Below are 20,753 nucleotides of genomic sequence, written 5' to 3' on the forward strand. Positions count from 1 at the left end.
TTCATGGCTGGCGTGCTCAATTGCCCATGGAGTGACTATGATCCACGTTCACCATCTGGAAAAGTCCCGCTCACACCGCATTTTGTGGCTTCTTGAAACGCTTGGGTTGGACTACGAGATCATCGTTTATCAACGTGACGCTTCCACTCAGCAGGCCCCCGCATCGCTCAAGGAAGTACATCCGCTGGGTAAGTCGCCGGTGATCACAGACGGTGAGCTGACGGTTGCCGAGTCCGGTGCGATCATCGATTATCTATTACAGCGCTATGGCAACGGCCGCTGCCAGCCAAATAGCGATAATGCCAATGACTGGGTCGATTATCGTTACTGGTTGCACTATGCAGAAGGCTCCTTGATGCCACTGCTGGTCATGCAATTGGTGTTCGGACAACTTCCCAAGCGCGCGCCATGGTTGGTCAAGCCGGTCGCCAATGGCATTACTCAGACGGTTAACCGCACTTTCTTGCATCCGCAAATCAATCAGCACCTGCGCTTTATTGATGACTACCTGGCGTCACACGAGCATTTTGCAAGCCCGTGGCCGAGTGGGGCGGATGTGCAGATGAGCTTCCCCCTTCAGGCGGTAGCAGCAACACATTCCTTGTCGACGTACCCGGCAATTGCACGCTTCGTCGAGCGCGTTGAAGCTGACTCAGCCTGGCAGCGTGTTGTTGAGCGCGCAGGCCCGCTCACCATGCCCGGGGCGTAAGCAACATCATGGTAACGTTGACGGCAACCCGGTTAGGCCCCAACGTGAGCCTGTTACGAGATTATTGCATCGGCCGAGCGGTCCTCGCGCTTAGCAGCTTGCTGATAACCTCTGCGCTAATGGCAGATGAGTCTCTGCGTGTCGGTGTTTATCACAACCCGCCTAAACTGTTTCTGAATGACCAGCAGGACCTGGATGGTATTTTTGGCGATCTGCTATCGGCCATTGCCGAGCGTGAAGCCTGGCAGGTCGAGCCGGTTGCTTGTGAATGGCAACGTTGCCTGTCGCTTCTTGAACGCGGTGATATCGATCTGTTACCCGATGTGGCATGGAGCGAGGCAAGGGCCGAACGATTCAGTTTTCATAGCGAACCCGCACTGCACAGCTGGTCACAAATTTACCAGCGGGAAGGGCTATCGATAGAGGCGGTGGTGGATTTAGCCGAACAGCGCGTGACGGTGGTCGATGGGTCAATTCAACAAGACCATCTATTAGCGCTTACCCAACGCTTTGATATACCGGTTGACTGGATCAACGTTCCGAATTTTGAAGAAGGCTTTGCAAAGGTTGCCAGCGGTGAGGCTGACGCCGCTGCAGCGAATCGTCAGTTTGGCGAGTGGCGCGCGGCTGAGGCTGGACTTGTTGATACCCCATTGATGTTTCAGCCCGTCCAGCTTTATTTTGCAGCGTCACCATCGCTTCCCCAAACGGTAATTGAGCGCCTTGATGACTATCTGATGCGCTGGAAAGCGGATACAGATTCGTTTTATTTTGCCACGCTTCAAGCCTGGCAGGCGGGAGCACCCAGTCCACCCGAGACCTCCAAGTGGCTGAGCTGGGGAGTGGCAGCATTGATTGGGTCACTGGTCGTGGCGCTGCTGGTGAACCTTTTACTGAAACGGCGTGTGGCCAGGCAGCGGGTACGGCTGGCAACCAATGAGGCCATGCTGAGCACGATTCTGGATACCGTGGATGCGTATATCTACATCAAATCGCCTGACCTGACATACCAGTATGTCAATCATCGCATTTGCGAGCTTTTTGGTCGTCCCGCAGAGGCAGTGATAGGGCAGCGCGACGACGTTTTTTTTGACCCTGCGACGGCTGCCGAAATTGTCCAGGTGGACCGCCGCGTATTGGCGTCGGGTGAAAAAGTCACCTTGGAAGAAAGCAATGTCCTCAGGCACGACGACCGGGTAAGAACCTTCTTGTCGATCAAGATGCCGCTGACGTTAACGCCGGGTAAGCCACCTTCCTTGTGTGGGATCTCGACCGAATTGACCGAGTATCTGGAGATGCAGTCCCATACGCATTATCTGGCGTATTACGATGCCTTGACGGGCCTGCCTAATCGACGTCTGCTGATGGAGTCCCTGGCCACTACCATAGAGGAAGACGGGCAGAGCAAGCAGTTCGGTGTGCTGATGGTCGTTGACCTCGATAATTTCCGGTTGGTCAACGATCTGCAAGGGCACGCCAGCGGCGACCAGCTGTTGATCAATGTGGCTGAACAACTCCGCCAGGCGTTGGAAAAAGATGCCATTTTGGCGCGCTTCAGTAGTGATGAATTCGTGGTGCTGGTCAACCAGTTGGACCCCCAGCAGGAGGAGGCTGCCGCCAAGGCCGAGCGCATCGCGCGACAGCTGATGATGAAAGTTCACGAATTACGCAATAGCCGCTCATTGCCCATTAGCGCAAGCGTAGGGTTGGCACTTTTTAGCGGCGAATCGAGTTCGCTTGATGCCGTCCTTCAGCAGGCGGACATGGCGCTTCAGCAGGCCAAGGCGTCGGGCGGCAATACGCTGCGCTTTTTCAACCCCGATATGCAGGCCAGCGTGCTGGAGCGGGCGAACCTGGAAGCCGATCTCCACCATGCCCTGGCTCGCCATGAGCTACAGCTGCATTACCAGATTCAGGTGAACCACAAGGGCGTCACGACCGGCGTCGAAGCGTTACTGCGCTGGTATCACCCGACACGTGGCTGGGTTTCGCCCGCCGAATTCATTCCGCTAGCTGAAGAAAGCGGCCTGATTATTCCGATTGGCGACTGGGTGTTGACCCAGGCTTGCCAGCAACTTGCCCGGTGGTCGCGGCAAACCGCCTACGCACCGCTGACGATTTCGGTCAACGTCAGTTCGGTTCAGTTCCAGCAGCCCGACTTTATCAATCTCGTGGAAAATCGCCTCAAGCAGACGCAAGCACCTGCTAATCGATTGGTGTTGGAAGTCACCGAAAGTCTACTGATGCGCGAGCCGACCCGTGTGCGTCACACCATGCTCAAGTTGCGAGAACAGGGCGTTCGCTTTGCCTTGGATGATTTTGGTACTGGGTATTCGTCCCTTAGCTATCTAAAGCGGCTGCCTCTCGATGAGCTCAAGATCGATCAATCGTTTATCCGTGAGTTGCTGACGGATAAGGCCGACGCCGCGATTGTCGATACGATCATTCTTCTGGCTGTCAGCTTGGGGTTGGTGGTAGTGGCCGAAGGCGTGGAAACCCAGGCCCAGTTGGATTGGTTAAAAGGCCATGGCTGCTATCGCTATCAAGGCTATTTGCTGGATCATCCCAAGCCCATTGATGACCTGTTTGATGAAAAAAAGCCCCGCCGCTAAGAGCGGCAGGGCATGAATCAAAAACGCCTGGTAGGGCTAGCCAAACAAGGCAAAGCTCTCCGCATTCAGCCACATATGAACCAGGATACTGGCAGCGTAACCCAGCAGAATGACCGGCGACCACTTCAAGTGGCCCAGGAAGGTATAGGCGCCACGTGCCTGGCCCATGACCGCCACACCTGCCGCGGAACCAATCGATAACAAGCTGCCGCCGACCCCGGCGGTGAGGGTGATGAGCAACCAGTGCCCATGTGACATATCGGGTTCCATGGTCAGGACGGCAAACATCACGGGAATATTATCGACCACGGCGGAGACGATGCCGAGCACAATATTGGCCGCTGTGGGGTTCCAGCCGAGATATAGCGCTTCCGAGAGCAAGCCGAGGTAGCCCATAAAGCCCAGCCCGCCAACACACATCACCACGCCGTAGAAAAACAGCAGCGTATCCCACTCGGCGCGCGCCACGCGGTTGAAGACATCGAACGGCACGACGCTACCTAGCTGCTCCAGCTTCTTGTTGTCGCCACGACGGCTGTAGCGCTCGCGCTTTCGCTCCAATGAGCGCGGCAGGCTGCGGCGCAGGTAATAGCCAAAGAACTGCAGATAGCCGAGACCCGTCATCATGCCCAGCACCGGTGGCAGGTGCAGTAGCGTATGGCAAAGTACGGCGGTGGTGATCGTCAGTAAGAAAAGCGCCACAATGCGCCGGGCACCGCGCTTCATCCAGACGTCTTCTTGTACGCTTTCCGGCTTCTTGTTGGGAATGAAAAAACTCATGATCACGGCAGGAATCAGGAAATTGACCAGCGCCGGAACGAACAGAATAAAGAAGTCCTGGAACGGCACAATACCCGCTTGCCAGACCATCAGCGTCGTAATATCACCGAAAGGACTGAAGGCACCCCCCGCGTTGGCGGCCACCACGATATTGATACACGCAACGTTGATAAAGCGCTTATCACCCTCGGCGACTTTGGTAACCACCGCACACATCAGCAGGGCCGTGGTCAGGTTGTCGGCAATCGGCGATAGAATGAAGGCAAGTCCACCCGTTAACCAGAAGAGCGAACGGTAATTGAACCCTTTGCGCAGCATCCAGGAACGTAGCGCATCAAATACCCGGCGTTCTTCCAGGGCGTTGATATACGTCATGGCCACCAGCAAGAACAGCATCAGCTCGGTGAACTCCAAGAGCGTCACGCGGAAGGCGTGCTCAGATGCCTCCGACATGCCGTTTTGGACATACACCCAGCCGATGAGGCTCCAGATAATACCGGCGGCGACCAGCACGGGTTTGGACTTGCGCATGTGTATCTTTTCTTCTGCCATGACCAATGCATAGGCCAGGACAAAAATACCCAATGCAAAAAAGCCGACCACCGATTGGGTCAGGTCCAGCTCACCCGTAACGGCTAGAACGGCGGGGCTAAAAACCAGCAGCAGGGCTGCCAACAAAAAAAGCCAGCGACGATCGAATCGTGGCTGGCAGGAGGGGCGAAAAAAAGGCATGACGACGCGTTTCCTTTCATTAGGATTATAGGAGGATTTGTAAGCCGCGTTAGTCTATCAGCCTGTACTGCATTGCAATATGTAATAAAAGCGAATGAATATTACGGTGCTTAACCGTTAAAGATCATTTTTTAGCAAATTAACCTTTTAGGTAATGGTCATTTGGTGAATCTTGCTTATTAGACAGCATTGATTATTGTAAAGCTTAAAGCCAAATATATAATGTAGCCTGCTAATAATAAAGCACCCTCAAGACGCGATAGCCGCATACCGGTATACAGAAAAAACACCAATAAGCCCGCAGCGCCCAGCATCACCCACTGATCGAACATGGTCACGCGTGCTGCGATGGGCAGAGGTTGTAAAAACGCCGAAATACCTAAAATACCGAGAATATTAAAGATATTGCTGCCCAGAATGTTGCCTACGGCAACATCGGCATGACGCCGTAAAGCGGCGATAACCGACACGGCCATTTCCGGTAGCGATGTGCCTACGGCCACAATGGTCAAGCCAATCACCGCTTCTGAAATGCCCATGGCGTTGGCCAGCCCAATCGCACCATAGAGTAATAACTGGGAACCGCCGATCAGTAAGCCAAGACCCAGCATCAGTGCAATGATAATCCCTAAAGACGTTCTGGGCAGTGCGTTCAGCTCATCCGCTTCTGAGGCGTGCATCTGGGCAGCAGGAATTGTCTGCTGTCGTTCGCTGAGGTATGCCCAAACGAGATAGCTGATCAATCCAGCCAGGAAAAGGGCGGCATCAAAGCGTCCCAGGGCACCCCCCCACGCCAAGCCAATAAACAACACGCTCGCCGCGACCATTACGACCCCGTCTCGGCTAAGCGCCTTGGGTTGAACGGTCATCGGGCAAATGACAGCACATAAACCCAGAATCAATAAGATATTACCGATATTGCTGCCGACGATATTGCCCACGGCAATATCGGGCTGTTGGTTGATGGCCGCGTGTATCGATACCACCAACTCGGGAGCTGAGGTGCCAAACCCCACGACCACCAACCCGGTCAAAAGGGGAGAGACGCCTACTCGTCGCGCGCCTGCCACGGCACCGCGTATCAAGGCTTCTCCGCCCAGGGTCAAAAAGCCTATACCCACCAATAAGCTTAAAGCATGTAGCATGTTGCGTTTTCCCTTCGGTGTTGGCCCGCAAGCATCAGGCGTTGGCATAACATAGCGGAGAGTATCGGTTTCCGCCTAGCATTTTTGAGGGCGACAAGGTCGTACGGGTCATTGACGTTTGTTATGTTATAACTTATCTTTTTTCGACATTCCAGTCTTGTGATTTTGCAGAGGAAATATATCGACATGTTGATGACATATCGTCAAAAAGCGAGTGCCGTTGCGCTAAGTGCTTTGCTGATTACGGGTGTTCAAAGTGTGCAGGCCAATGACCATGACCATTCGCACGATCATGACCATGCTCACGACCACGACCACGACCACGACCACGACCACGACCACGACCACGACCACAGCCATGACAGCGATATCTATGCAGGCTACTTTGACGACGAGCAAGTAAAGGCTCGCCCTCTTTCAGACTGGGAGGGTGACTGGCAGTCCGTCTACCCATACCTGGAAGACGGTACGTTGGACGAGGTATTTGCTTATAAAGCCTCGGAAGGCGATAAAACGGCTGAAGAGTACAAGGCGTATTATGAGACGGGGTATCAAACGGACGTGAACCGTATCGTGATCGACGGGCAAAACGTCACTTTCCATGAGGACGGAGAGCAGCGTACGGGAGAATATCAATATGATGGCTATGAGATATTGACCTACGAGGCCGGCAACCGGGGTGTCCGCTTTATCTTCGAGCTGGAAGAGCCATCTGATGACCTGCCGCAATATATCCAGTTTAGCGATCACAGCATCTATCCCACCGATGCGTCCCATTTCCACCTCTACTGGGGCGACGATCGCGAAGCGCTGCTGGAAGAGGTCACTAACTGGCCGACGTACTATCCTTCGGCGCTGGATGGTGATGAGATCGTCGATGAAATGCTGGCGCACTGATATTGATGGTCGAGACGGACCTCCTGCCTTCTGGTAGGTTCGGCATTGTGAAAAAGCGCTGGCAGAAATGCCGGCGCTTTGCTTGTATGGGGTGAAACAAAACAGTGAAGAGTCGACCCATGACGCCCTATTGGTCTTTATCAAGCGCAATACCTTCATTTGCACGTTTGCTGGGGATCGGGCTTTTGGTCTCGAGCAGTGTGGTAACCGCAGATACGGGGTGCGACAACGCGAGCACCCAGTTAGCACTAACGGAATGTTCTGCGCAGGCGTATCAATCAGCCGATGATGAGCTTAACGACGCGTATCAGTCGCTTGTCCGCAAACTGGAGGCAAGTCCAGCAACGCTCGAACAACTGCGAAAAGCCCAGCGGGCCTGGATCAGCTTTCGCGATGCCGAATGCGCGCTCGAGAGCAGCGGCGTAGAAGGTGGCAGCGCACAACCCATGGTCCGTAACGGATGCCTTGCCACGCTGACAAAGCGGCGCACGGAGAGGCTACGGGAGCATGCGCATTGCGAAGAAGGCGACTTGAGCTGCCCACGCTAATGACACGGGTTGATGTGATGCAAGGCGTACAGACACAAAAAAAGCACCCGTAGGTGCTTGATTTGAAGGGGTGTCTGGTGGAGGCGGCGGGAATTGAACCCGCGTCCGCCAGCACTCGCCCATTGGCTCTACATGCTTAGATTTCGTCTTTTGCTTTAACTCGGCTGACTCCGACGATCAGGATTCAGCCTTGCGAGTCTTCTAAAGTTTAACGATTGACGAGAAGACACCGCCAACCGCGGTCCTATCAGCTTTAGCTCGTATCCCCTCAGCGATGGATAGGCACATCGCCTTGGGGCCGGACAAGAAGCTACCAGCTTACGCTGCTAGCGCGCCCTGAGCATAGTTTTCGTCGTTTGCGACTATTTTTCGTGATGTGGTATTTACGAGATACATCACACTCTCGGCATGCACCGCAGGGTTTGTCACCGGCGTCGAAACCATGTCGCCCCCTTAGTTACCTGAGCATTCTAACGTGCTCACCCGAAATTGACCAGCTATGCCTTGTTATGTTCCCGCATGATTCTACCTTTTTGACGATTCCAGTCGCGGTCCTTCTCGGTGGCCCGCTTGTCGTGGATTTTCTTGCCGGTGACCAGGGCGAGTTCGCACTTCACCTTGTTGCGCTTCCAGTAAAGCTTCAGGGGGACGCAGGTGTGGCCCTTATCCTGAGTCACAGAGAATATCTTGGCGATTTCTTTGCGATGCAGGAGCAATTTTCGCGTCCGCGTAGGGTCGGCGATTTCATGGGTGCTCGCGGTGTTCAGCGGCATGATATGGCTACCCAGCAGCCACGCTTCGCCATTGCGAATTAAAATATACGTGTCTGTTAACTGTCCTTTGCCTGCGCGAAGGCTTTTGACTTCCCATCCTGCCAGCGATAAACCCGCTTCGAAGGTTTCATTGATATGATACTCAAAGCGTGCCTTCTTGTTCTGGGCAATAACGTTGCTGGTAGGGCCTTTGCTCTTACCTTTTTTCGTGGCCATGAAACCTCATATTCGATCTGTCTGTGACACCCCCTTCGTTATGTGGGGAGGCATGATACCATTCAAGGTCTTAACTATGATCCCATGATACGCCTTGGGCACTGTGAAGTCAGCGGAGAGGTCAATGCCAACCGTCAATCGTTCCGCCTTGGTGCGGCACACCCCGAAACAAATGTTCGATCTGGTCAACGACTTCGAACGCTATCCAGAGTTCTTGCCGGGTTGTCGGCGTGCGCGTCTGCTCGAGCACGACGCCGATCATTTGATCGGCGAAATGACCCTGGGGCGCGCCGGCGTTGAGCAATCGATCACTACCCGCAACGACCTATTTGCTCCCGAACGTATTGAAATGTCCTTGGTTAGCGGTCCTTTCAAACGTTTGAAAGGGCGCTGGCAATTCATTCCGATGGGTGATGGTGCGTGCAAGGTGAGCCTGGACATGGAATTCGAATTTGCTAACCGACTGCTGGGCATGGCATTCGGCAGGTTGTTCCAGCAGATTGCCGGGCAGTTAGTGGAGGCTTTTACCCGCCGCGCCGACGAGATCCATGGCCGATGACGCCGTTGCCATCGAGGTGGCGTTTGGTCTTCCGCACAAGCAGCGCCTGGTTGCACTGAGCGTGCCGCCGGGGACGACGGCGCGTGAAGCTGTCGCCCTGGCAGATTTGCCCCACCTGTTCCCCGAGCTGGCCCCTGAAACGTTTGCAAACGCGCCGTTGGGCATCTTCGGTCAGGCGCTACGCGATCCATCGCGGTATGAAGTCGCCCCTGGCGATCGGGTTGAGGTTTACCGGCCATTGCTGATTGACCCCAAGGCCGCTCGCCGTGAACGTGCAAAACGCCAGGCGAGCGGGAGCGCCGATTAAGACGACGACTCGCGTCATCAATTGGTGGTATTGGGCGTTGTGTTTTGCCTCGGCTCGTTAGGGATCGCTTCAGTGGGATCGGTGATGTCCGGTGCCGGCCCGCTAGTGGTGTCGGCCTCCAGAGGGAGGTCCTCAGATAAATCGCCTTCCTGATCGATATTGGCAAGCCGCCCCTGGTCATCAAATGTCAGCGTGACACGCCGCTGTTCAACCCCTGCGTAAGCTTTGTCGAGCCGGAACACGTAATCCCACTCGCGAGCATCAAAGGGCGCTTCAAGCAGTGGGCGGCCCATCACATAGGTCACCTGTTCCTGGGTCATCCCCGGTTGCAGTTGGTCGACCATTTCCTCGGTGACCAGGTTGCCTTGCGGGATGTCGCGTTTATACACGCCAACGTAGCTACAGCCGCTGATCACGGCAATGGAGACGGAAAGCGTAATGATTCGAGTCAATTTTTGCATTTGAGCCTATTCTTCACTATCGTGGTTTCGGTCGATCATACCCGACCTAACCTGTTACTGCGAAGAGCAACCATGGCCGATAAGAACCATGAATTACGTAAAGCCGGGCTGAAAGTGACCCTGCCGCGCGTCAAAATCCTGCAGATTCTCGAAACTGCATCGGGTCAGCACCACCTTAGCGCAGAAGAAGTGTATAAAACACTGATAGATGCGGGCGAAGATGTGGGGCTGGCAACTGTCTACCGTGTGCTGACTCAGTTCGAGTCGGCGGGCCTCGTGATTCGTCATAATTTCGATGGCGGCCACGCGGTATTCGAGATGACGCAAGAAGACCACCATGACCATATGGTGTGTCTGGAAAGCGGTGAAATCGTCGAGTTCGTTGACGAGATCATTGAGCGACGCCAGCAAGAAATCGCTGAAGAGCACGGCTATGAATTAGTTGACCATGCGTTGGTGTTGTACGTGCGCCCCCGAGGATCGGACGTAACACGCCAGGACAGCGGGCCGACTAATAAGAAATAGGGGCTAACCCTAGCTCAGGCTTTGATGCACGCCCTAATGCCTCTAGGCTGCCTGGCTTAAATACCAGGCGGCCTAGGGGCGTTTTATTGCGCGCTTGAAATACACGGTTGCCCAGCAGCCCTTCGACCCGCCATCGTCAGTGGGGCTGGCGCTGGCTGGCATTGAGCATTTCACGGGCATGGGCCAGGGTTTGGTCCGAGAGTTTGACGCCGCCCAGCATGCGGGCCAGCTCGCTGACCCTGCCCTGTTCATCCAGCAGGGCCATGTGCGTCAGGGTGGTATCGCGCCGGGCGTGTTTCTCAATGTGCAGGTGCTGGTGAGCCTGGGCGGCCACCTGAGGCAGGTGGGTGACCGTCATTACCTGGCCGTTTTCACCCAGCTTGCGGAGCAGCTGGCCGACAATCTCTGCAGTGGCACCGGAAACCCCGACGTCGACTTCATCAAACACTAGGCTTGGTATGGTTGAGTGAGACGCGGCGACGACCTGGATAGCCAGGCTGATGCGCGAAAGCTCACCGCCAGAGGCAACTTTGGTGAGCGGTCTGGCGGGCTGTCCGGGGTTGGCGCTGATTAAAAAGTGAACCTGATCGACGCCTTCCGCCGCCGGTGTATCCCTGGGCGTGACCTCCACTTCAAAGCGTGCCTTGCCCATGGCCAGGAAACTTAGCTGCTGCTGGACCTCCTTCCCCAAACGGACGGCGGCTTTCTGGCGTCCCTCGCTCAGGTGCTTGGCGTCACGTCGATAGCGCTCGCGAAGTTCCGCTACCTGGGCACCCAAGGCCTCGATGTCGTTCTCGCTGTTATCCAGTTCGGCCACTTCCCGGCTCAACTCCGCATGCAGTGCACAAACCTCTTCGGGTGCCACATGGTGCTTGCGGGCAATACGGTGCACGTCCGCTAAACGCTCTTCCACCCACGCCAGGCGCTCGGGGTCGAGTTCGGTGGTGCTGGCGAGGCGGTTGAGCTCGCTGGCGGCCTCTTCGACCTGAATGCGCGCGTCGCTGAGCATCGCCAGAGTGTTAAATAACGTGCCCTTATCGCTGCCCGGCAAGGCGCTTAAATGTGTATAAGCCTGGTTGAGCAACGATAGTGCCCCGCCCTCGTCGCTGGCGCAGCAGTCAGCAGCAAACTGCGTTTCGCGGAGTGTTTCATCGGCGTGGGCCAGGGAGTGTTGTTCTTCTTCAAGGGTTTGCAGTTCGCCTTCAGCAAGGCCCAACTGATCGAGCTCCTCCACCTGATAGCGCAGCAGCTGTCGCTTGGCTTCTACCTTGCTGCCGGCTTCCTTGCGCTGCTTGAGGCGACGGTTGGCGCTGCGCCAGTCACGGTACGTCTCGGCCAGCTGCTGGGCGGTGTCGCGAAGGCCCGCATAATCGTCGAGTAGTGCGAGATGGGTTTCTTCGCGCATCAGCGCCTGGTGGGCGTGCTGGCCGTGAATCTGCACCAGGTGTTCCCCAAGCGCTTTGAGGTCGCTGATCGTGGCCGGTTGTCCGTTGATCCATGCTTTGGAGCGCCCGCTTGCCGTTACCACCCGCCTTAACAGGCATTCGTCACTGGGCAGTTCGCGGCTGCTAAGCCACTCGCTTGCCGCGGGCAAATGCTGAATATCAAAACGCGCTGAGAGGTCAGTGCGTTCGCTGCCATGGCGCACGCTGCCTGCGTCGGCGCGTTCGCCCAGGCAAAGGCCCAGTGCGCCGAGCAGAATCGATTTGCCGGCCCCGGTCTCGCCGGTAATGGCGGTCATGCCATGGGTCAGGTCGAGTTCCAGGTGCTCAACGATCGCGTAATCTCGAATGGCAAGCTGAGTCAACATGAGGGCCTCCTGAGGCGCAGCGGAACGAGCGTAGTCAATGCGTCTGAATATTGTTGTTTTATACAGTAGTCGAAATCACGCTTCAATGCCCACTTGAGATGGCTTTTATGGTCCCCATATACGGTGCAGAGCCAATTTACGTTGCTATTTATTATTTGGGCGTATCGCACGCCTCTCGAACGTTGCAGGAGCTAGGCATGGCAAAAGAACCGCAAACCCCGATGGACGACGAGCTGGCTCGCCACGAGCAGGAAGCAGAGACGCCGGAGCAAGAAGCTGAAGATCGCCTGGTTGAAGGCGAACTGGAAGGCCTTGTCAATGACGATGAAACCGTCGTCGATCGTGTCGAGGATGAGGCTGAAGTCGATGCGCTGGCCGCCAAGGTGCAGGATCTGGAGCAGCGTCTGGCAGAAGCCCAGGATCAGTCGCTAAGAGAAGCCGCCGAAGCGCAAAACGTGCGCCGCCGGGCGGAGCATGAGGCTGAAAAGGCGCGCAAATTCGCCTTGGAGAAGTTTGTTAAAGAGCTTCTGCCGGTCATCGACAGCCTGGAAAAAGCGCTTGAGTCGATGCAGGAAGACGCCTCCGAGGTTCATCGCGAAGGGGTCTCGATGACCCTGAAGATGCAGCTGGATGTGCTGAGCAAGTTTGGCGTTGAAAGCATCGATCCCCAGGGCGAGCCGTTTGACCCACAGGTCCACGAAGCCATGGCGATGGTGCCGAACCCTGAGCAGGAGCCAAATACGGTCATGGAGGTCATGCAGAAGGGTTACTTGCTGAATGGACGCCTGGTCCGCCCGGCCATGGTCGTGGTCAGTCAGAAAGCGAGTGAGTCATAACGCAGTAAAGGCCTAAAAAGGGCCTTGAAAAGTCTCAGGTGGCCCCCAGATAAAGGGGCAACCCCGCGGGAAATCCCGCAACCAGTTTGATGTATTGAAACAACCGAATACGAGGTTCTTATTATGGGACGCATTATTGGTATTGATTTGGGCACCACAAACTCCTGTGTATCGGTGCTCGATGGCGACAGTGCAAAAGTCATTGAAAACGCAGAAGGCGGCCGTACGACGCCGTCCATCATTGCGTACACCGAAGACGGTGAGACGCTCGTCGGTCAGGCCGCCAAGCGCCAGGCGGTGACCAATCCTGAAAATACGCTTTACGCTATCAAGCGCCTGATTGGCCGTCGTTTCAAAGACGACGTTGTTCAGAAAGATATCAAGATGGTGCCGTACAAGATCACCGAAGCCGATAACGGTGATGCCTGGGTAGAAGTGAAAGGCCAGAAAATGGCACCGCCGCAGGTGAGCGCGGAAGTGCTCAAGAAAATGAAGAAGACGGCAGAAGACTACCTTGGTGAAACCGTCACCGAAGCGGTCATCACCGTGCCGGCTTACTTCAATGACAGCCAGCGCCAAGCCACTAAAGATGCAGGGCGCATCGCCGGTCTGGATGTCAAGCGTATCATCAACGAGCCGACCGCAGCGGCGCTTGCCTATGGCATGGACAAGTCACGCGGTGATAAAACCATCGCGGTATACGACCTGGGCGGCGGTACCTTTGATATTTCGATCATCGAAGTCGCCGATGTCGACGGCGAAACCCAGTTTGAAGTGTTGGCCACCAACGGTGACACCTTCCTGGGTGGTGAAGACTTCGATCTGGCGCTGATCAACTATCTGGTTGACCAGTTCAAGTCGGACAGCGGTATTGACCTGTCAGGCGATAACCTGGCCATGCAGCGTCTGAAAGAAGCCGCCGAGAAGGCCAAAATCGAACTTTCCAGCGCCCAGCAGACTGATGTCAATCTGCCCTATATCACGGCCGATAACACCGGTCCGAAGCACCTGAACGTGAAAGTGACCCGCGCCAAGCTGGAGTCGCTGGTAGACGATCTGGTGCAGCGCTCGATGGAACCCTGCAAGATGGCGCTGAAAGATGCCGGCCTGTCGGCCTCCGAGATCGACGACGTTATCCTGGTCGGTGGTCAGACGCGCATGCCGCTGGTTCAGCAAAAAGCCGCTGAGTTCTTCGGCAAGGATGCACGTAAAGACGTCAACCCGGACGAAGCCGTGGCCGTGGGTGCCGCAATTCAGGGCGGCGTTCTGGGTGGCGACGTGAAAGACGTGCTGCTCCTCGATGTAACGCCGCTGACCCTGGGCATCGAAACCCTGGGTGGCGTGATGACGCCGCTGATCGAGAAAAACACCACCATCCCGACCAAGAAGACGCAAACCTTCTCCACGGCGGATGACAACCAGACGGCAGTGACCATCCACGCCGTCCAGGGTGAGCGCAAGCAAGTGTCGCAGAACAAGTCGCTGGGTCGCTTCGACCTTGCCGATATTCCGCCGGCGCCGCGCGGCGTGCCGCAGATCGAAGTGGCCTTCGACCTGGATGCCAACGGTATCCTGAACGTCTCCGCGAAAGACAAGGCGACCGGCAAAGAACAGTCGATCGTCATCAAGGCGTCCAGCGGCCTGACCGAAGACGAGATCGAGCAGATGGTACGCGACGCCGAAGCCCACGCCGACGAAGACAAGAAGTTCGAGGCGCTGGTGCAGTTGCGTAATCAGGCGGACGGCATGATCCACGCCACCCGCAAGACGCTGGAAGAAGCTGGTGACAAGGCGACCGATGACGAGAAGCAATCCATCGAAACCGCGATCACCGAGCTGGAAGAAGCTACCAAAGGCGATGACCAGGAGCTGATCCAGCAGAAACTCGACGCACTCACTGAAGCGTCTGGCCAGCTGGCACAGAAGATGTACGCCGAGCAGGCTGAAGGCGCCGAGCAGCCGGGTGAGGAAGGTGCCGAGCAGGGCAACGCCAAGCCCGATGAAGACGTGGTCGACGCCGAGTATGAAGAAGTCAACGACGATCAGAAAAAGCAGTAAGCGCTCTTTCTGACGAGGTAGGCGGCGACGCGGGGGGCAACTCCCGCGTTGCTGTTTCCACGTCAAAGACGCAAAAAGCTTAATGTGTCGTTAAATACTGTGTCTTAAATACTCTGTCGTTAACACATAGTTAAATGTGCAGTTGAATGCGTAGCTAACCAAGAGGCGTAGGACCCATGTCCCAACGCGATTATTATGAAATCCTGGGTGTCGACAAAGGGGCCGATCAGAAAGAGATCAAGAAGGCCTACCGTCGCCTTGCGCAAAAATATCACCCCGACCGCAACCCGGAAGACGATACTGCCGCGGAAAAATTCCGCGAAGTGTCAGAAGCCTACGAAGTCCTGACCGATAGCGAAAAACGTGCGGCCTACGACCAGTTTGGTCATGCCGGTGTCGATGGCCAGGGCGGTGGCTTTGGTGGCGGTGGTTTCGGCGGCGGTGGCGCTGGCGATTTCAGCGACATTTTCGGCGATGTGTTTGGCGATATTTTCGGCGGTGGCGGCGGGCGTCGTCGTGGTCCCAATGCCCCGGCGCGCGGTTCTGACCTGCGCTATAACCTGGAGTTGGACCTGGAAAATGCGGTCTCCGGTACCACGGTTGATATCCGTGTGCCGCGCCATATTGAATGTGACCGTTGTGACGGCGGCGGTGCTGAACCGGGGTCAAGCAAAGATACCTGCCCCACCTGCCATGGCCACGGCCAGGTGCGTATGCAGCAGGGCTTTTTTGCGGTTCAGCAAACCTGCCCGACCTGCCATGGCTCAGGCCAGCACATCAAGGTGCCGTGTCACAAGTGTAACGGCGAAGGGCGCGTGCGCGAGACCCGGACACTGTCGGTGAAAATCCCGCCGGGTGTGGATACCGGCGACCGTATCCGCCTGAACGCGGAAGGCGAAAGCGGCATCAATGGCGGCCCGCCAGGCGACCTGTACGTCCAGGTGGCCATCAAGCCGCACCATATCTTCCAGCGTGATGGCAAGCACCTGCAATGTGACGTGCCGATCAATTTCGTCGATGCAGCATTGGGCGGTGAGCTGGAAGTGCCGACACTCGATGGTCGAGTGAAGCTGAAGATTCCGCCGGAAACCCAAACCGGCAAGATGTTCCGGCTCAAGGGCAAGGGCGTCAAGCCGGTTCGCGGCGGCGTCCCTGGCGACCTGCTGTGCAAAGTCGTGGTGGAAACGCCCGTCAAGCTCAGCGAGGAACAAAAGAACCTGCTGCGCCAGTTCCAGGAAAGCCTGGACGGCAGCAACAGCCACCATTCACCCAAGAAAACCGGCTTCTTCGACAGCGTGAAGAAGTTTTTTGAAGAGATGAAGCCGTAATGTTGGGGAGATAGCCAACCGTCGGCTGTTAAGCGCAAAAACCCTCGGTCCGCCGGGGGTTTTTGCTGTATGGGGAGTGCTGCGCATCATGGATAACCTTCAGGATAGGCCCGTAACAGGGATTTTGCTCAGGGTCCTGTCAGGTCTTCTGTTTACCGGCATGCTGGTAAGCATCAAGGCGGTCAGCGATGCTGTGCCGGTCGGCCAGTCGGTGTTTTTTCGCTCGCTGTTTGCGTTGTTGCCGATCGTGGTGTTTCTGGCCTTGCGCCATGAATTCCCTCGTGGCCTGGCAACGCGTCGTCCGCTGGGTCATGCTCTGCGCTCGGGGTTGGGAGCGGCGGCCATGTTCGCCTCCTTTGCGGCGGTCGCGATATTGCCGGTTGCCGAGGCCACGCTGCTCGCTCAACTGACACCAGTGTTCATGGCGGTAGGCGGGATATTGCTGCTGGGTGAGCGGTTTTCGCTCTATCGAGCAGGGGCGATTGTATTAGCGCTCAGCGGAATGGCGGTATTGGTGCTGCCTGGGTTGGGCAAGGATGGGGCGCATGGCCAGGTGGCCGGCTATGCGCTGGGCGCGCTTAGCGCCTTGTTAACGGCAGGGGCGCTGTTGACCGTTCGGCGGATTTCACGCACGGAAACGGCGGGTTCCATCGCGTTCTATTTTATTCTGGTGTCGTCGTTGGCAGGCCTTGCAACCCTGCCATGGGGCTGGGCGGCGCTTAGCCCGGTCGAGTTTGGGTTGCTGGTGCTCTCGGGCCTGTTTGGCGGGGCGGCGCATATCGCGATGACGCTGGCATTACGCTACGCGGAAGCGTCACGTCTGGCACCCTTTGAGTATATTGCCCTGGTTTGGCCCGTATTGGCGGATTGGATGTTGTTCGGAATACCTGTCTCGAGTGCCTTTCTGCTGGCACTGCCGCTGATGCTGAGCGGGGTGGCGCTGGCCGCCATGGAAGGGCGGCGGCTTAGATGGCCTCTTCGACGATAAGCTGCGGGCTGCCTTTTGAGCAGGGCTCGATCCGCGCATTGACCCGATAAACGGATTGCAGCAGCGAGGGCGTGATGACGTCCTCCGTGGGACCGCAGGCAATCAGGCGGCCATGTTCGAGGACCATGGCGGCATCGCTGAAGCGCAGCGCATGGCCCAGGTCATGCAACGCCACCAGAATGAGCATCTGGCGCTCATTGGCCAGCCGCCTTAGCACACCCAGCAGGCTAATCTGGCGGTTAAGGTCGAGCGCCGAGGTGGGCTCGTCGAGCATCAGAATCTCGGGCTCCTGGACCAGCGCCTGGGCGGCACTGACCAGTTGGCGCTGCCCACCGCTCAGGTCGCCGATATCACGCTCGCCAAGCACGGCAATGTTCAGCTCATCAAGGGCGCGATCAACCTGGGCCAGGTCCTCGTTTTGCACTTTCAGGCTGCGTCCCTGCATGCGCGCTAACAGTACCGACTCATACACCGTCAGTACAGCTCTTGCCCCCGTGTCCTGGGGCATATAGGCCACGGGCCGCTCGGCACTGGTACCGCTGATAGTGACCTCGCCGTCACCTTTCAATAGGCCCAGGATGCGGCGAAAAAGGGTCGATTTACCGGCTGCGTTAGGCCCCAGCAGGGCGACCATCTGCCCACCCTGAAAGGCTGGTGTCGTAATGTCCTGGATAATGGGAGTACGCCCGTAGCGGGCGGAAACATGAGTCAGCTGTAGGGTTACCATGACGCCTTCTTGTGGTTAAGCACGAGAAATAGAAAGAAGGGAATGCCCACCAGTGAGGTAATGATACCAATGGGGATGATGGTGCCGGGGATGATGATTTTGGAAATCACGGACCCGACGGAAAGAATCAGCGCGCCACACAGCGCCGAGCCGGGCAGGAAGAAGCGCTGGTCTTCGCCTAGAAGGATGCGTGCAATGTGCGGCCCGACCAGGCCAATAAAGCCGATGGTGCCCACAAACGCCACTGCAATCGCGGCCAGTAGCGATACCAGTACCAGCACTTCCAGTCGCAGCGCGCGAGGATTCACGCCCATGCTTTCGGCCTTGGCATCGCCCAGTCGCATGGCGGTGAGCGCCCAGCCGTGACGTGCCAGTAGCGGCATCACCATGGTCAAAATGCTCAGCGCGATCCAGAATTTTGGCCAGGTGGCTTTGGTGAGGCTGCCCATGGTCCAGAACACCACTGCGGCTACGGCCTGCTGGCTGGCAAAAAACTGAATCAGCGCCATGAGGGAATTGAAGATAAATACCATCGCAATGCCCAGCAGCACGATGGTTTCCACCGTCACGCCGCGCTTGAGGCTGAGCGCATGGATGAGAAAGGCGGTGACCATGGCCATCAGAAACGCATTGATAGGCACCACGTATTCGATGGCCGCCGGGATAATCGCGACGCCAAAGGCTAGGCCCAGAGCGGCACCAAAACTTGCGCCCGCCGAAATGCCCAATGTGAAGGGGCTGGCCAGCGGGTTGCTCAGGATGGTTTGCATCTGCGCCCCGGCGATGGAAAGGCTCGCGCCCACCACCAGCGCCATCAGGGCTACTGGCATGCGGATTTCCCAGAGGATCACCCGGGCCTGCTGGCTGACGCTGTCGGGGGTGAACAGCGCGGCCATGACCTCGCCCAGGCTATAGCGCGCAGGGCCGAGGGCAAGATCGACGCACAGGCTGAAGAAGAGCGCGACGACCAGCGCCGCCAGAATCATCTGGCGGCGAAACACTTGGCTGCGATAAAAGGCGCGCCCCTGTGAATCCTGCGCGTTGGGCGTTGTCGCGATGCTCTCAGTCGTCATTCAAGGATAACCAGTAGCCGGGTTCATAATCGATGGGTAAAAAGCGATCGTGCAGTTCCGCCATGGTGGCTTCCGGGTCCAGGTCCGCAAACAGGTCGGGGTGCAGCCATTTCGCCAATCGCTGGATAGCGACAAAATAGTAGGGGCTGTTATAGAACTGGTGCCAAATGGCGTGGACATTATCTGACTCGACCGCCTGAATACCGGTCATGGCGGTGCGTTCGGTGAGGGCCTCGAGCTTGGCCTGCGCCTTCTCCATGTCAGCGCCAGGCCCGACGCCGACCCAGTCGCCGCCTGGCACGTAGGCATCCCAACTGCCGCCAGTCACTACCATGTGGTCTGGGTCAGCAGCGATAATCTGCTCGGGATTCAAGGTGCCGAAGGTGTTGGGGATAATGTCCGCGGCAATGTTGGTGCCACCGGCCAGGGCGACGTATTCGCCAAAGTTGGCAGGGCCAAAGCTCATGCAGCATTCGTCTGAGTAGCCGCCCGCTCGGTCAATAAAGACGCTGGGTCGCTCGGGGTCGGCCTGCTCGATGACATCCGTGACCCGTGCAAGCTGTTCCTCGGCGAAGGTGATGAACTCTTCGGCGGCGGCTTCATCGCCAAACAGCTTGCCGATGATTCGCATAGAAGGAATGGTGTTTTTGATGGGGTCTTCGCGGAAATCCACATAGACGATAGGGATGTCCAGCTCGGCCAGTTTGTCGTCGTAGCCAGCATCCTCGGTGGCGGTTTTGGCTTCAATGTTCATCATCACCACGTCTGGGGTAAGCGATGCAGCCTGTTCAACATCGAAGGTGCCGTCTTTAAAGCCGCCAAAAGTCGGGATCGCTTCAATCTCAGGAAAACGCTCAAGATAGCGTGCGTAGTTGTCGGGGTCAGCTTGGGAAAAATCCTCGCGCCAGCCCACTACATGCGCAAAGGGGTCCTCCGGTTCCAGTATGCCCACCAAATAGATTTGCCTGCCTTCGCCTAGAATAACCCGCTCGGCCGGCGCTTCTAGGGTGACGTTGCGACCGGCAACATCGGTCACGGTAATCTCGTCAGCTGAAGCGACGCAGCTCAATGCAGACAGTGCACCAAACAGCCATTTTGAAAAGTGGGTAGCTATACGCATTTTTATTACCAGTCGATAAAGTGAGCCAGTGGGGGGAGTCGCAATGCTCGCCAACGGAGCGTGAATGATTCAACTATGTCCTGCGTTTAATTCCTATTTGCAACAGAGATCATTATCGTGGAAACGACCCTGGCTGTCGAGAGGGGTAACCCCGTAAACGCCGCGTCACGCCAAGGGTGAAAACGCTGCTTGGCACTTATGGCTGCGCGGATTAGGCTAGTAGGTACTCACTTGCCACTTCTTTTGGAGAAAGCAGCATGCCGCTATCTCGTGCTGAAATCGCGACGCCCTCTGGCGAGCGCTTAATGAATCGCTTGTGCAAGCACTGGGCGCACGAGCTTGAGGTTGAGCACTCTGATCAAGAGGCAAAAATCGTTTTTGGTTCCGGTACCTGCCTGATGAGGGCCGATGACGAAACCTTGATAGTGGCGCTCGAGACACTGGAGGAAGGCCATCTGGACGAATTGGAAGGAGTAGTGGAGCGGCACCTGGTGCGTATGGCCGGTGATGAAGCGCTGGTCATCATTTGGGAAAATTGAGCGAGACCCG

20 protein-coding genes and 1 other RNA gene are annotated in these 20,753 nt (G+C 56.7%); 12 read left to right on the plus strand and 9 right to left on the minus strand.

Translation table 11 applies throughout. The features are described from left to right. Positions 1-37 precede the first annotated feature (37 nt). Both IT895_RS01370 and IT895_RS01375 read left to right on the plus strand, forming a co-directional pair. Positions 38-709, plus strand: coding sequence for a glutathione S-transferase (locus tag IT895_RS01370; RefSeq protein ID WP_085917686.1), 672 nt, complete (start codon positions 38-40; stop codon positions 707-709). 119 nt (positions 710-828) lie between these two features. Next, complete coding sequence (locus IT895_RS01375; RefSeq protein WP_199285382.1) at positions 829-3,321, plus strand: EAL domain-containing protein; 2,493 nt, start codon at positions 829-831, stop codon at positions 3,319-3,321. A 36-nt stretch (positions 3,322-3,357) separates the two neighbouring features. Here the strand turns inward: IT895_RS01375 and nhaD are convergent, their stop codons facing one another. Both nhaD and IT895_RS01385 read right to left on the minus strand, forming a co-directional pair. Further along, positions 3,358-4,833 (minus strand): sodium:proton antiporter NhaD, encoded by a 1,476-nt coding sequence (nhaD, locus tag IT895_RS01380; protein WP_085917687.1) that lies wholly within the window; start codon positions 4,831-4,833, stop codon positions 3,358-3,360. Positions 4,834-5,012: 179 nt separating this feature from the next. Beyond that, a complete protein-coding gene (locus IT895_RS01385) occupies positions 5,013-5,978 on the minus strand; it encodes a calcium/sodium antiporter (RefSeq protein WP_199284500.1) in 966 nt (321 codons plus the stop codon). A 186-nt stretch (positions 5,979-6,164) separates the two neighbouring features. Between IT895_RS01385 and IT895_RS01390 the strand changes: the two genes are divergently transcribed. Continuing rightward, positions 6,165-6,875, plus strand: a complete 711-nt coding sequence (locus IT895_RS01390) for a metal-binding protein ZinT (protein WP_233337327.1) — start codon at positions 6,165-6,167, stop codon at positions 6,873-6,875. Between the two features lie 119 nt (positions 6,876-6,994). Further along, positions 6,995-7,423, plus strand: a complete 429-nt coding sequence (locus IT895_RS01395) for a lysozyme inhibitor LprI family protein (protein ID WP_199284501.1) — start codon at positions 6,995-6,997, stop codon at positions 7,421-7,423. Between the two features lie 75 nt (positions 7,424-7,498). Here the strand turns inward: IT895_RS01395 and ssrA are convergent. Together ssrA and smpB are read right to left on the minus strand one after the other, a co-directional pair. Next, positions 7,499-7,876: a transfer-messenger RNA gene (gene ssrA, locus IT895_RS01400) on the minus strand. Between the two features lie 44 nt (positions 7,877-7,920). Continuing rightward, a complete protein-coding gene (gene smpB / locus IT895_RS01405) occupies positions 7,921-8,412 on the minus strand; it encodes an SsrA-binding protein SmpB (RefSeq protein ID WP_085920333.1) in 492 nt (163 codons plus the stop codon). Positions 8,413-8,536: 124 nt separating this feature from the next. Here smpB and IT895_RS01410 point away from each other — a divergent pair, with 124 nt between their 5' ends. Both IT895_RS01410 and IT895_RS01415 read left to right on the plus strand, forming a co-directional pair. Then, positions 8,537-8,971, plus strand: a complete 435-nt coding sequence (locus IT895_RS01410) for a type II toxin-antitoxin system RatA family toxin (RefSeq protein WP_085920332.1) — start codon at positions 8,537-8,539, stop codon at positions 8,969-8,971. Continuing rightward, positions 8,961-9,278, plus strand: coding sequence for an RnfH family protein (locus IT895_RS01415; protein WP_199284502.1), 318 nt, complete (start codon positions 8,961-8,963; stop codon positions 9,276-9,278). The genes IT895_RS01410 and IT895_RS01415 overlap by 11 nt, the downstream gene beginning before the upstream one ends. 17 nt (positions 9,279-9,295) lie before the next feature. On the opposite strand, the gene IT895_RS01420 is transcribed toward IT895_RS01415, so the two are convergent. After that, positions 9,296-9,739 (minus strand): outer membrane protein assembly factor BamE, encoded by a 444-nt coding sequence (locus IT895_RS01420; RefSeq protein ID WP_085920330.1) that lies wholly within the window; start codon positions 9,737-9,739, stop codon positions 9,296-9,298. Between the two features lie 72 nt (positions 9,740-9,811). On the opposite strand from IT895_RS01420, the gene fur reads away from it, so the two are divergent. After that, the gene (fur, locus tag IT895_RS01425; protein ID WP_066316169.1) at positions 9,812-10,264 is read left to right on the plus strand and encodes a ferric iron uptake transcriptional regulator; all 453 of its coding nucleotides are present in this window, start codon (positions 9,812-9,814) and stop codon (positions 10,262-10,264) included. A 136-nt stretch (positions 10,265-10,400) separates the two neighbouring features. Here fur and recN read toward each other — a convergent pair whose 3' ends face one another. After that, a complete protein-coding gene (gene recN / locus IT895_RS01430) occupies positions 10,401-12,074 on the minus strand; it encodes a DNA repair protein RecN (protein ID WP_199284503.1) in 1,674 nt (557 codons plus the stop codon). Between the two features lie 197 nt (positions 12,075-12,271). Here recN and grpE point away from each other — a divergent pair, with 197 nt between their 5' ends. The 4 genes from grpE to IT895_RS01450 all read left to right on the plus strand — a co-directional run bounded on the left by grpE (position 12,272) and on the right by IT895_RS01450 (position 17,284). Then, positions 12,272-12,910, plus strand: coding sequence for a nucleotide exchange factor GrpE (gene grpE / locus IT895_RS01435; RefSeq protein ID WP_085920328.1), 639 nt, complete (start codon positions 12,272-12,274; stop codon positions 12,908-12,910). A 123-nt stretch (positions 12,911-13,033) separates the two neighbouring features. After that, positions 13,034-14,968: a molecular chaperone DnaK gene (gene dnaK / locus IT895_RS01440; RefSeq protein ID WP_085920327.1), complete on the plus strand. Its 1,935-nt coding sequence runs from the start codon at positions 13,034-13,036 to the stop codon at positions 14,966-14,968. 176 nt (positions 14,969-15,144) lie between these two features. Continuing rightward, positions 15,145-16,296 carry a molecular chaperone DnaJ gene (gene dnaJ, locus IT895_RS01445; RefSeq protein ID WP_085920326.1) on the plus strand — a complete coding sequence of 384 codons (1,152 nt, stop codon included), beginning with the start codon at positions 15,145-15,147 and terminating at the stop codon, positions 16,294-16,296. 88 nt (positions 16,297-16,384) lie between these two features. Further along, on the plus strand, positions 16,385-17,284 hold the full coding sequence (locus IT895_RS01450; protein ID WP_199284504.1) for a DMT family transporter: 900 nt from the start codon (positions 16,385-16,387) through the stop codon (positions 17,282-17,284). On the opposite strand, the gene IT895_RS01455 is transcribed toward IT895_RS01450, so the two are convergent. From IT895_RS01455 to IT895_RS01465, 3 genes are read right to left on the minus strand one after another with little or no spacing between them, the layout of a single operon-like run. Then, positions 17,262-18,011 (minus strand): ABC transporter ATP-binding protein, encoded by a 750-nt coding sequence (locus IT895_RS01455; protein ID WP_085920324.1) that lies wholly within the window; start codon positions 18,009-18,011, stop codon positions 17,262-17,264. The genes IT895_RS01450 and IT895_RS01455 overlap by 23 nt on opposite strands. Next, positions 18,005-19,084 carry a FecCD family ABC transporter permease gene (locus tag IT895_RS01460; protein WP_199284505.1) on the minus strand — a complete coding sequence of 360 codons (1,080 nt, stop codon included), beginning with the start codon at positions 19,082-19,084 and terminating at the stop codon, positions 18,005-18,007. The genes IT895_RS01455 and IT895_RS01460 overlap by 7 nt, the downstream gene beginning before the upstream one ends. Beyond that, on the minus strand, positions 19,074-20,204 hold the full coding sequence (locus IT895_RS01465; RefSeq protein ID WP_199284506.1) for an ABC transporter substrate-binding protein: 1,131 nt from the start codon (positions 20,202-20,204) through the stop codon (positions 19,074-19,076). The genes IT895_RS01460 and IT895_RS01465 overlap by 11 nt, the downstream gene beginning before the upstream one ends. Positions 20,205-20,461: 257 nt before the next feature. Here IT895_RS01465 and IT895_RS01470 point away from each other — a divergent pair, with 257 nt between their 5' ends. Then, complete coding sequence (locus IT895_RS01470) at positions 20,462-20,743, plus strand: DUF2218 domain-containing protein (RefSeq protein WP_085920149.1); 282 nt, start codon at positions 20,462-20,464, stop codon at positions 20,741-20,743. Positions 20,744-20,753 lie beyond the last annotated feature (10 nt).

It is taken from the genome of Halomonas sp. A40-4 (genome assembly GCF_015767635.1).
Taxonomy (GTDB): Bacteria; Pseudomonadota; Gammaproteobacteria; order Pseudomonadales; family Halomonadaceae; genus Vreelandella; species Vreelandella janggokensis.

Excerpts from the sequence above, each read along its gene's own strand:
- IT895_RS01470 (WP_085920149.1), top strand. The coding sequence starts at position 20,462 with ATGCCGCTATCTCGTGCTGAAATCGCGACGCCCTCTGGCGAGCGCTTA.
- IT895_RS01450 (WP_199284504.1), top strand. The coding sequence starts at position 16,385 with ATGGATAACCTTCAGGATAGGCCCGTAACAGGGATTTTGCTCAGGGTC.
- IT895_RS01455 (WP_085920324.1), bottom strand. The coding sequence starts at position 18,011 with ATGGTAACCCTACAGCTGACTCATGTTTCCGCCCGCTACGGGCGTACT.
- IT895_RS01385 (WP_199284500.1), bottom strand. The coding sequence starts at position 5,978 with ATGCTACATGCTTTAAGCTTATTGGTGGGTATAGGCTTTTTGACCCTG.
- IT895_RS01465 (WP_199284506.1), bottom strand. The coding sequence starts at position 20,204 with ATGCGTATAGCTACCCACTTTTCAAAATGGCTGTTTGGTGCACTGTCT.
- IT895_RS01370 (WP_085917686.1), top strand. The coding sequence starts at position 38 with ATGATCCACGTTCACCATCTGGAAAAGTCCCGCTCACACCGCATTTTG.
- dnaJ (WP_085920326.1), top strand. The coding sequence starts at position 15,145 with ATGTCCCAACGCGATTATTATGAAATCCTGGGTGTCGACAAAGGGGCC.
- grpE (WP_085920328.1), top strand. The coding sequence starts at position 12,272 with ATGGCAAAAGAACCGCAAACCCCGATGGACGACGAGCTGGCTCGCCAC.
- recN (WP_199284503.1), bottom strand. The coding sequence starts at position 12,074 with ATGTTGACTCAGCTTGCCATTCGAGATTACGCGATCGTTGAGCACCTG.
- IT895_RS01410 (WP_085920332.1), top strand. The coding sequence starts at position 8,537 with ATGCCAACCGTCAATCGTTCCGCCTTGGTGCGGCACACCCCGAAACAA.
- IT895_RS01395 (WP_199284501.1), top strand. The coding sequence starts at position 6,995 with ATGACGCCCTATTGGTCTTTATCAAGCGCAATACCTTCATTTGCACGT.
- IT895_RS01420 (WP_085920330.1), bottom strand. The coding sequence starts at position 9,739 with ATGCAAAAATTGACTCGAATCATTACGCTTTCCGTCTCCATTGCCGTG.
- fur (WP_066316169.1), top strand. The coding sequence starts at position 9,812 with ATGGCCGATAAGAACCATGAATTACGTAAAGCCGGGCTGAAAGTGACC.
- IT895_RS01415 (WP_199284502.1), top strand. The coding sequence starts at position 8,961 with ATGGCCGATGACGCCGTTGCCATCGAGGTGGCGTTTGGTCTTCCGCAC.
- dnaK (WP_085920327.1), top strand. The coding sequence starts at position 13,034 with ATGGGACGCATTATTGGTATTGATTTGGGCACCACAAACTCCTGTGTA.
- smpB (WP_085920333.1), bottom strand. The coding sequence starts at position 8,412 with ATGGCCACGAAAAAAGGTAAGAGCAAAGGCCCTACCAGCAACGTTATT.
- IT895_RS01390 (WP_233337327.1), top strand. The coding sequence starts at position 6,165 with ATGTTGATGACATATCGTCAAAAAGCGAGTGCCGTTGCGCTAAGTGCT.
- IT895_RS01375 (WP_199285382.1), top strand. The coding sequence starts at position 829 with ATGGCAGATGAGTCTCTGCGTGTCGGTGTTTATCACAACCCGCCTAAA.
- nhaD (WP_085917687.1), bottom strand. The coding sequence starts at position 4,833 with ATGCCTTTTTTTCGCCCCTCCTGCCAGCCACGATTCGATCGTCGCTGG.
- IT895_RS01460 (WP_199284505.1), bottom strand. The coding sequence starts at position 19,084 with ATGACGACTGAGAGCATCGCGACAACGCCCAACGCGCAGGATTCACAG.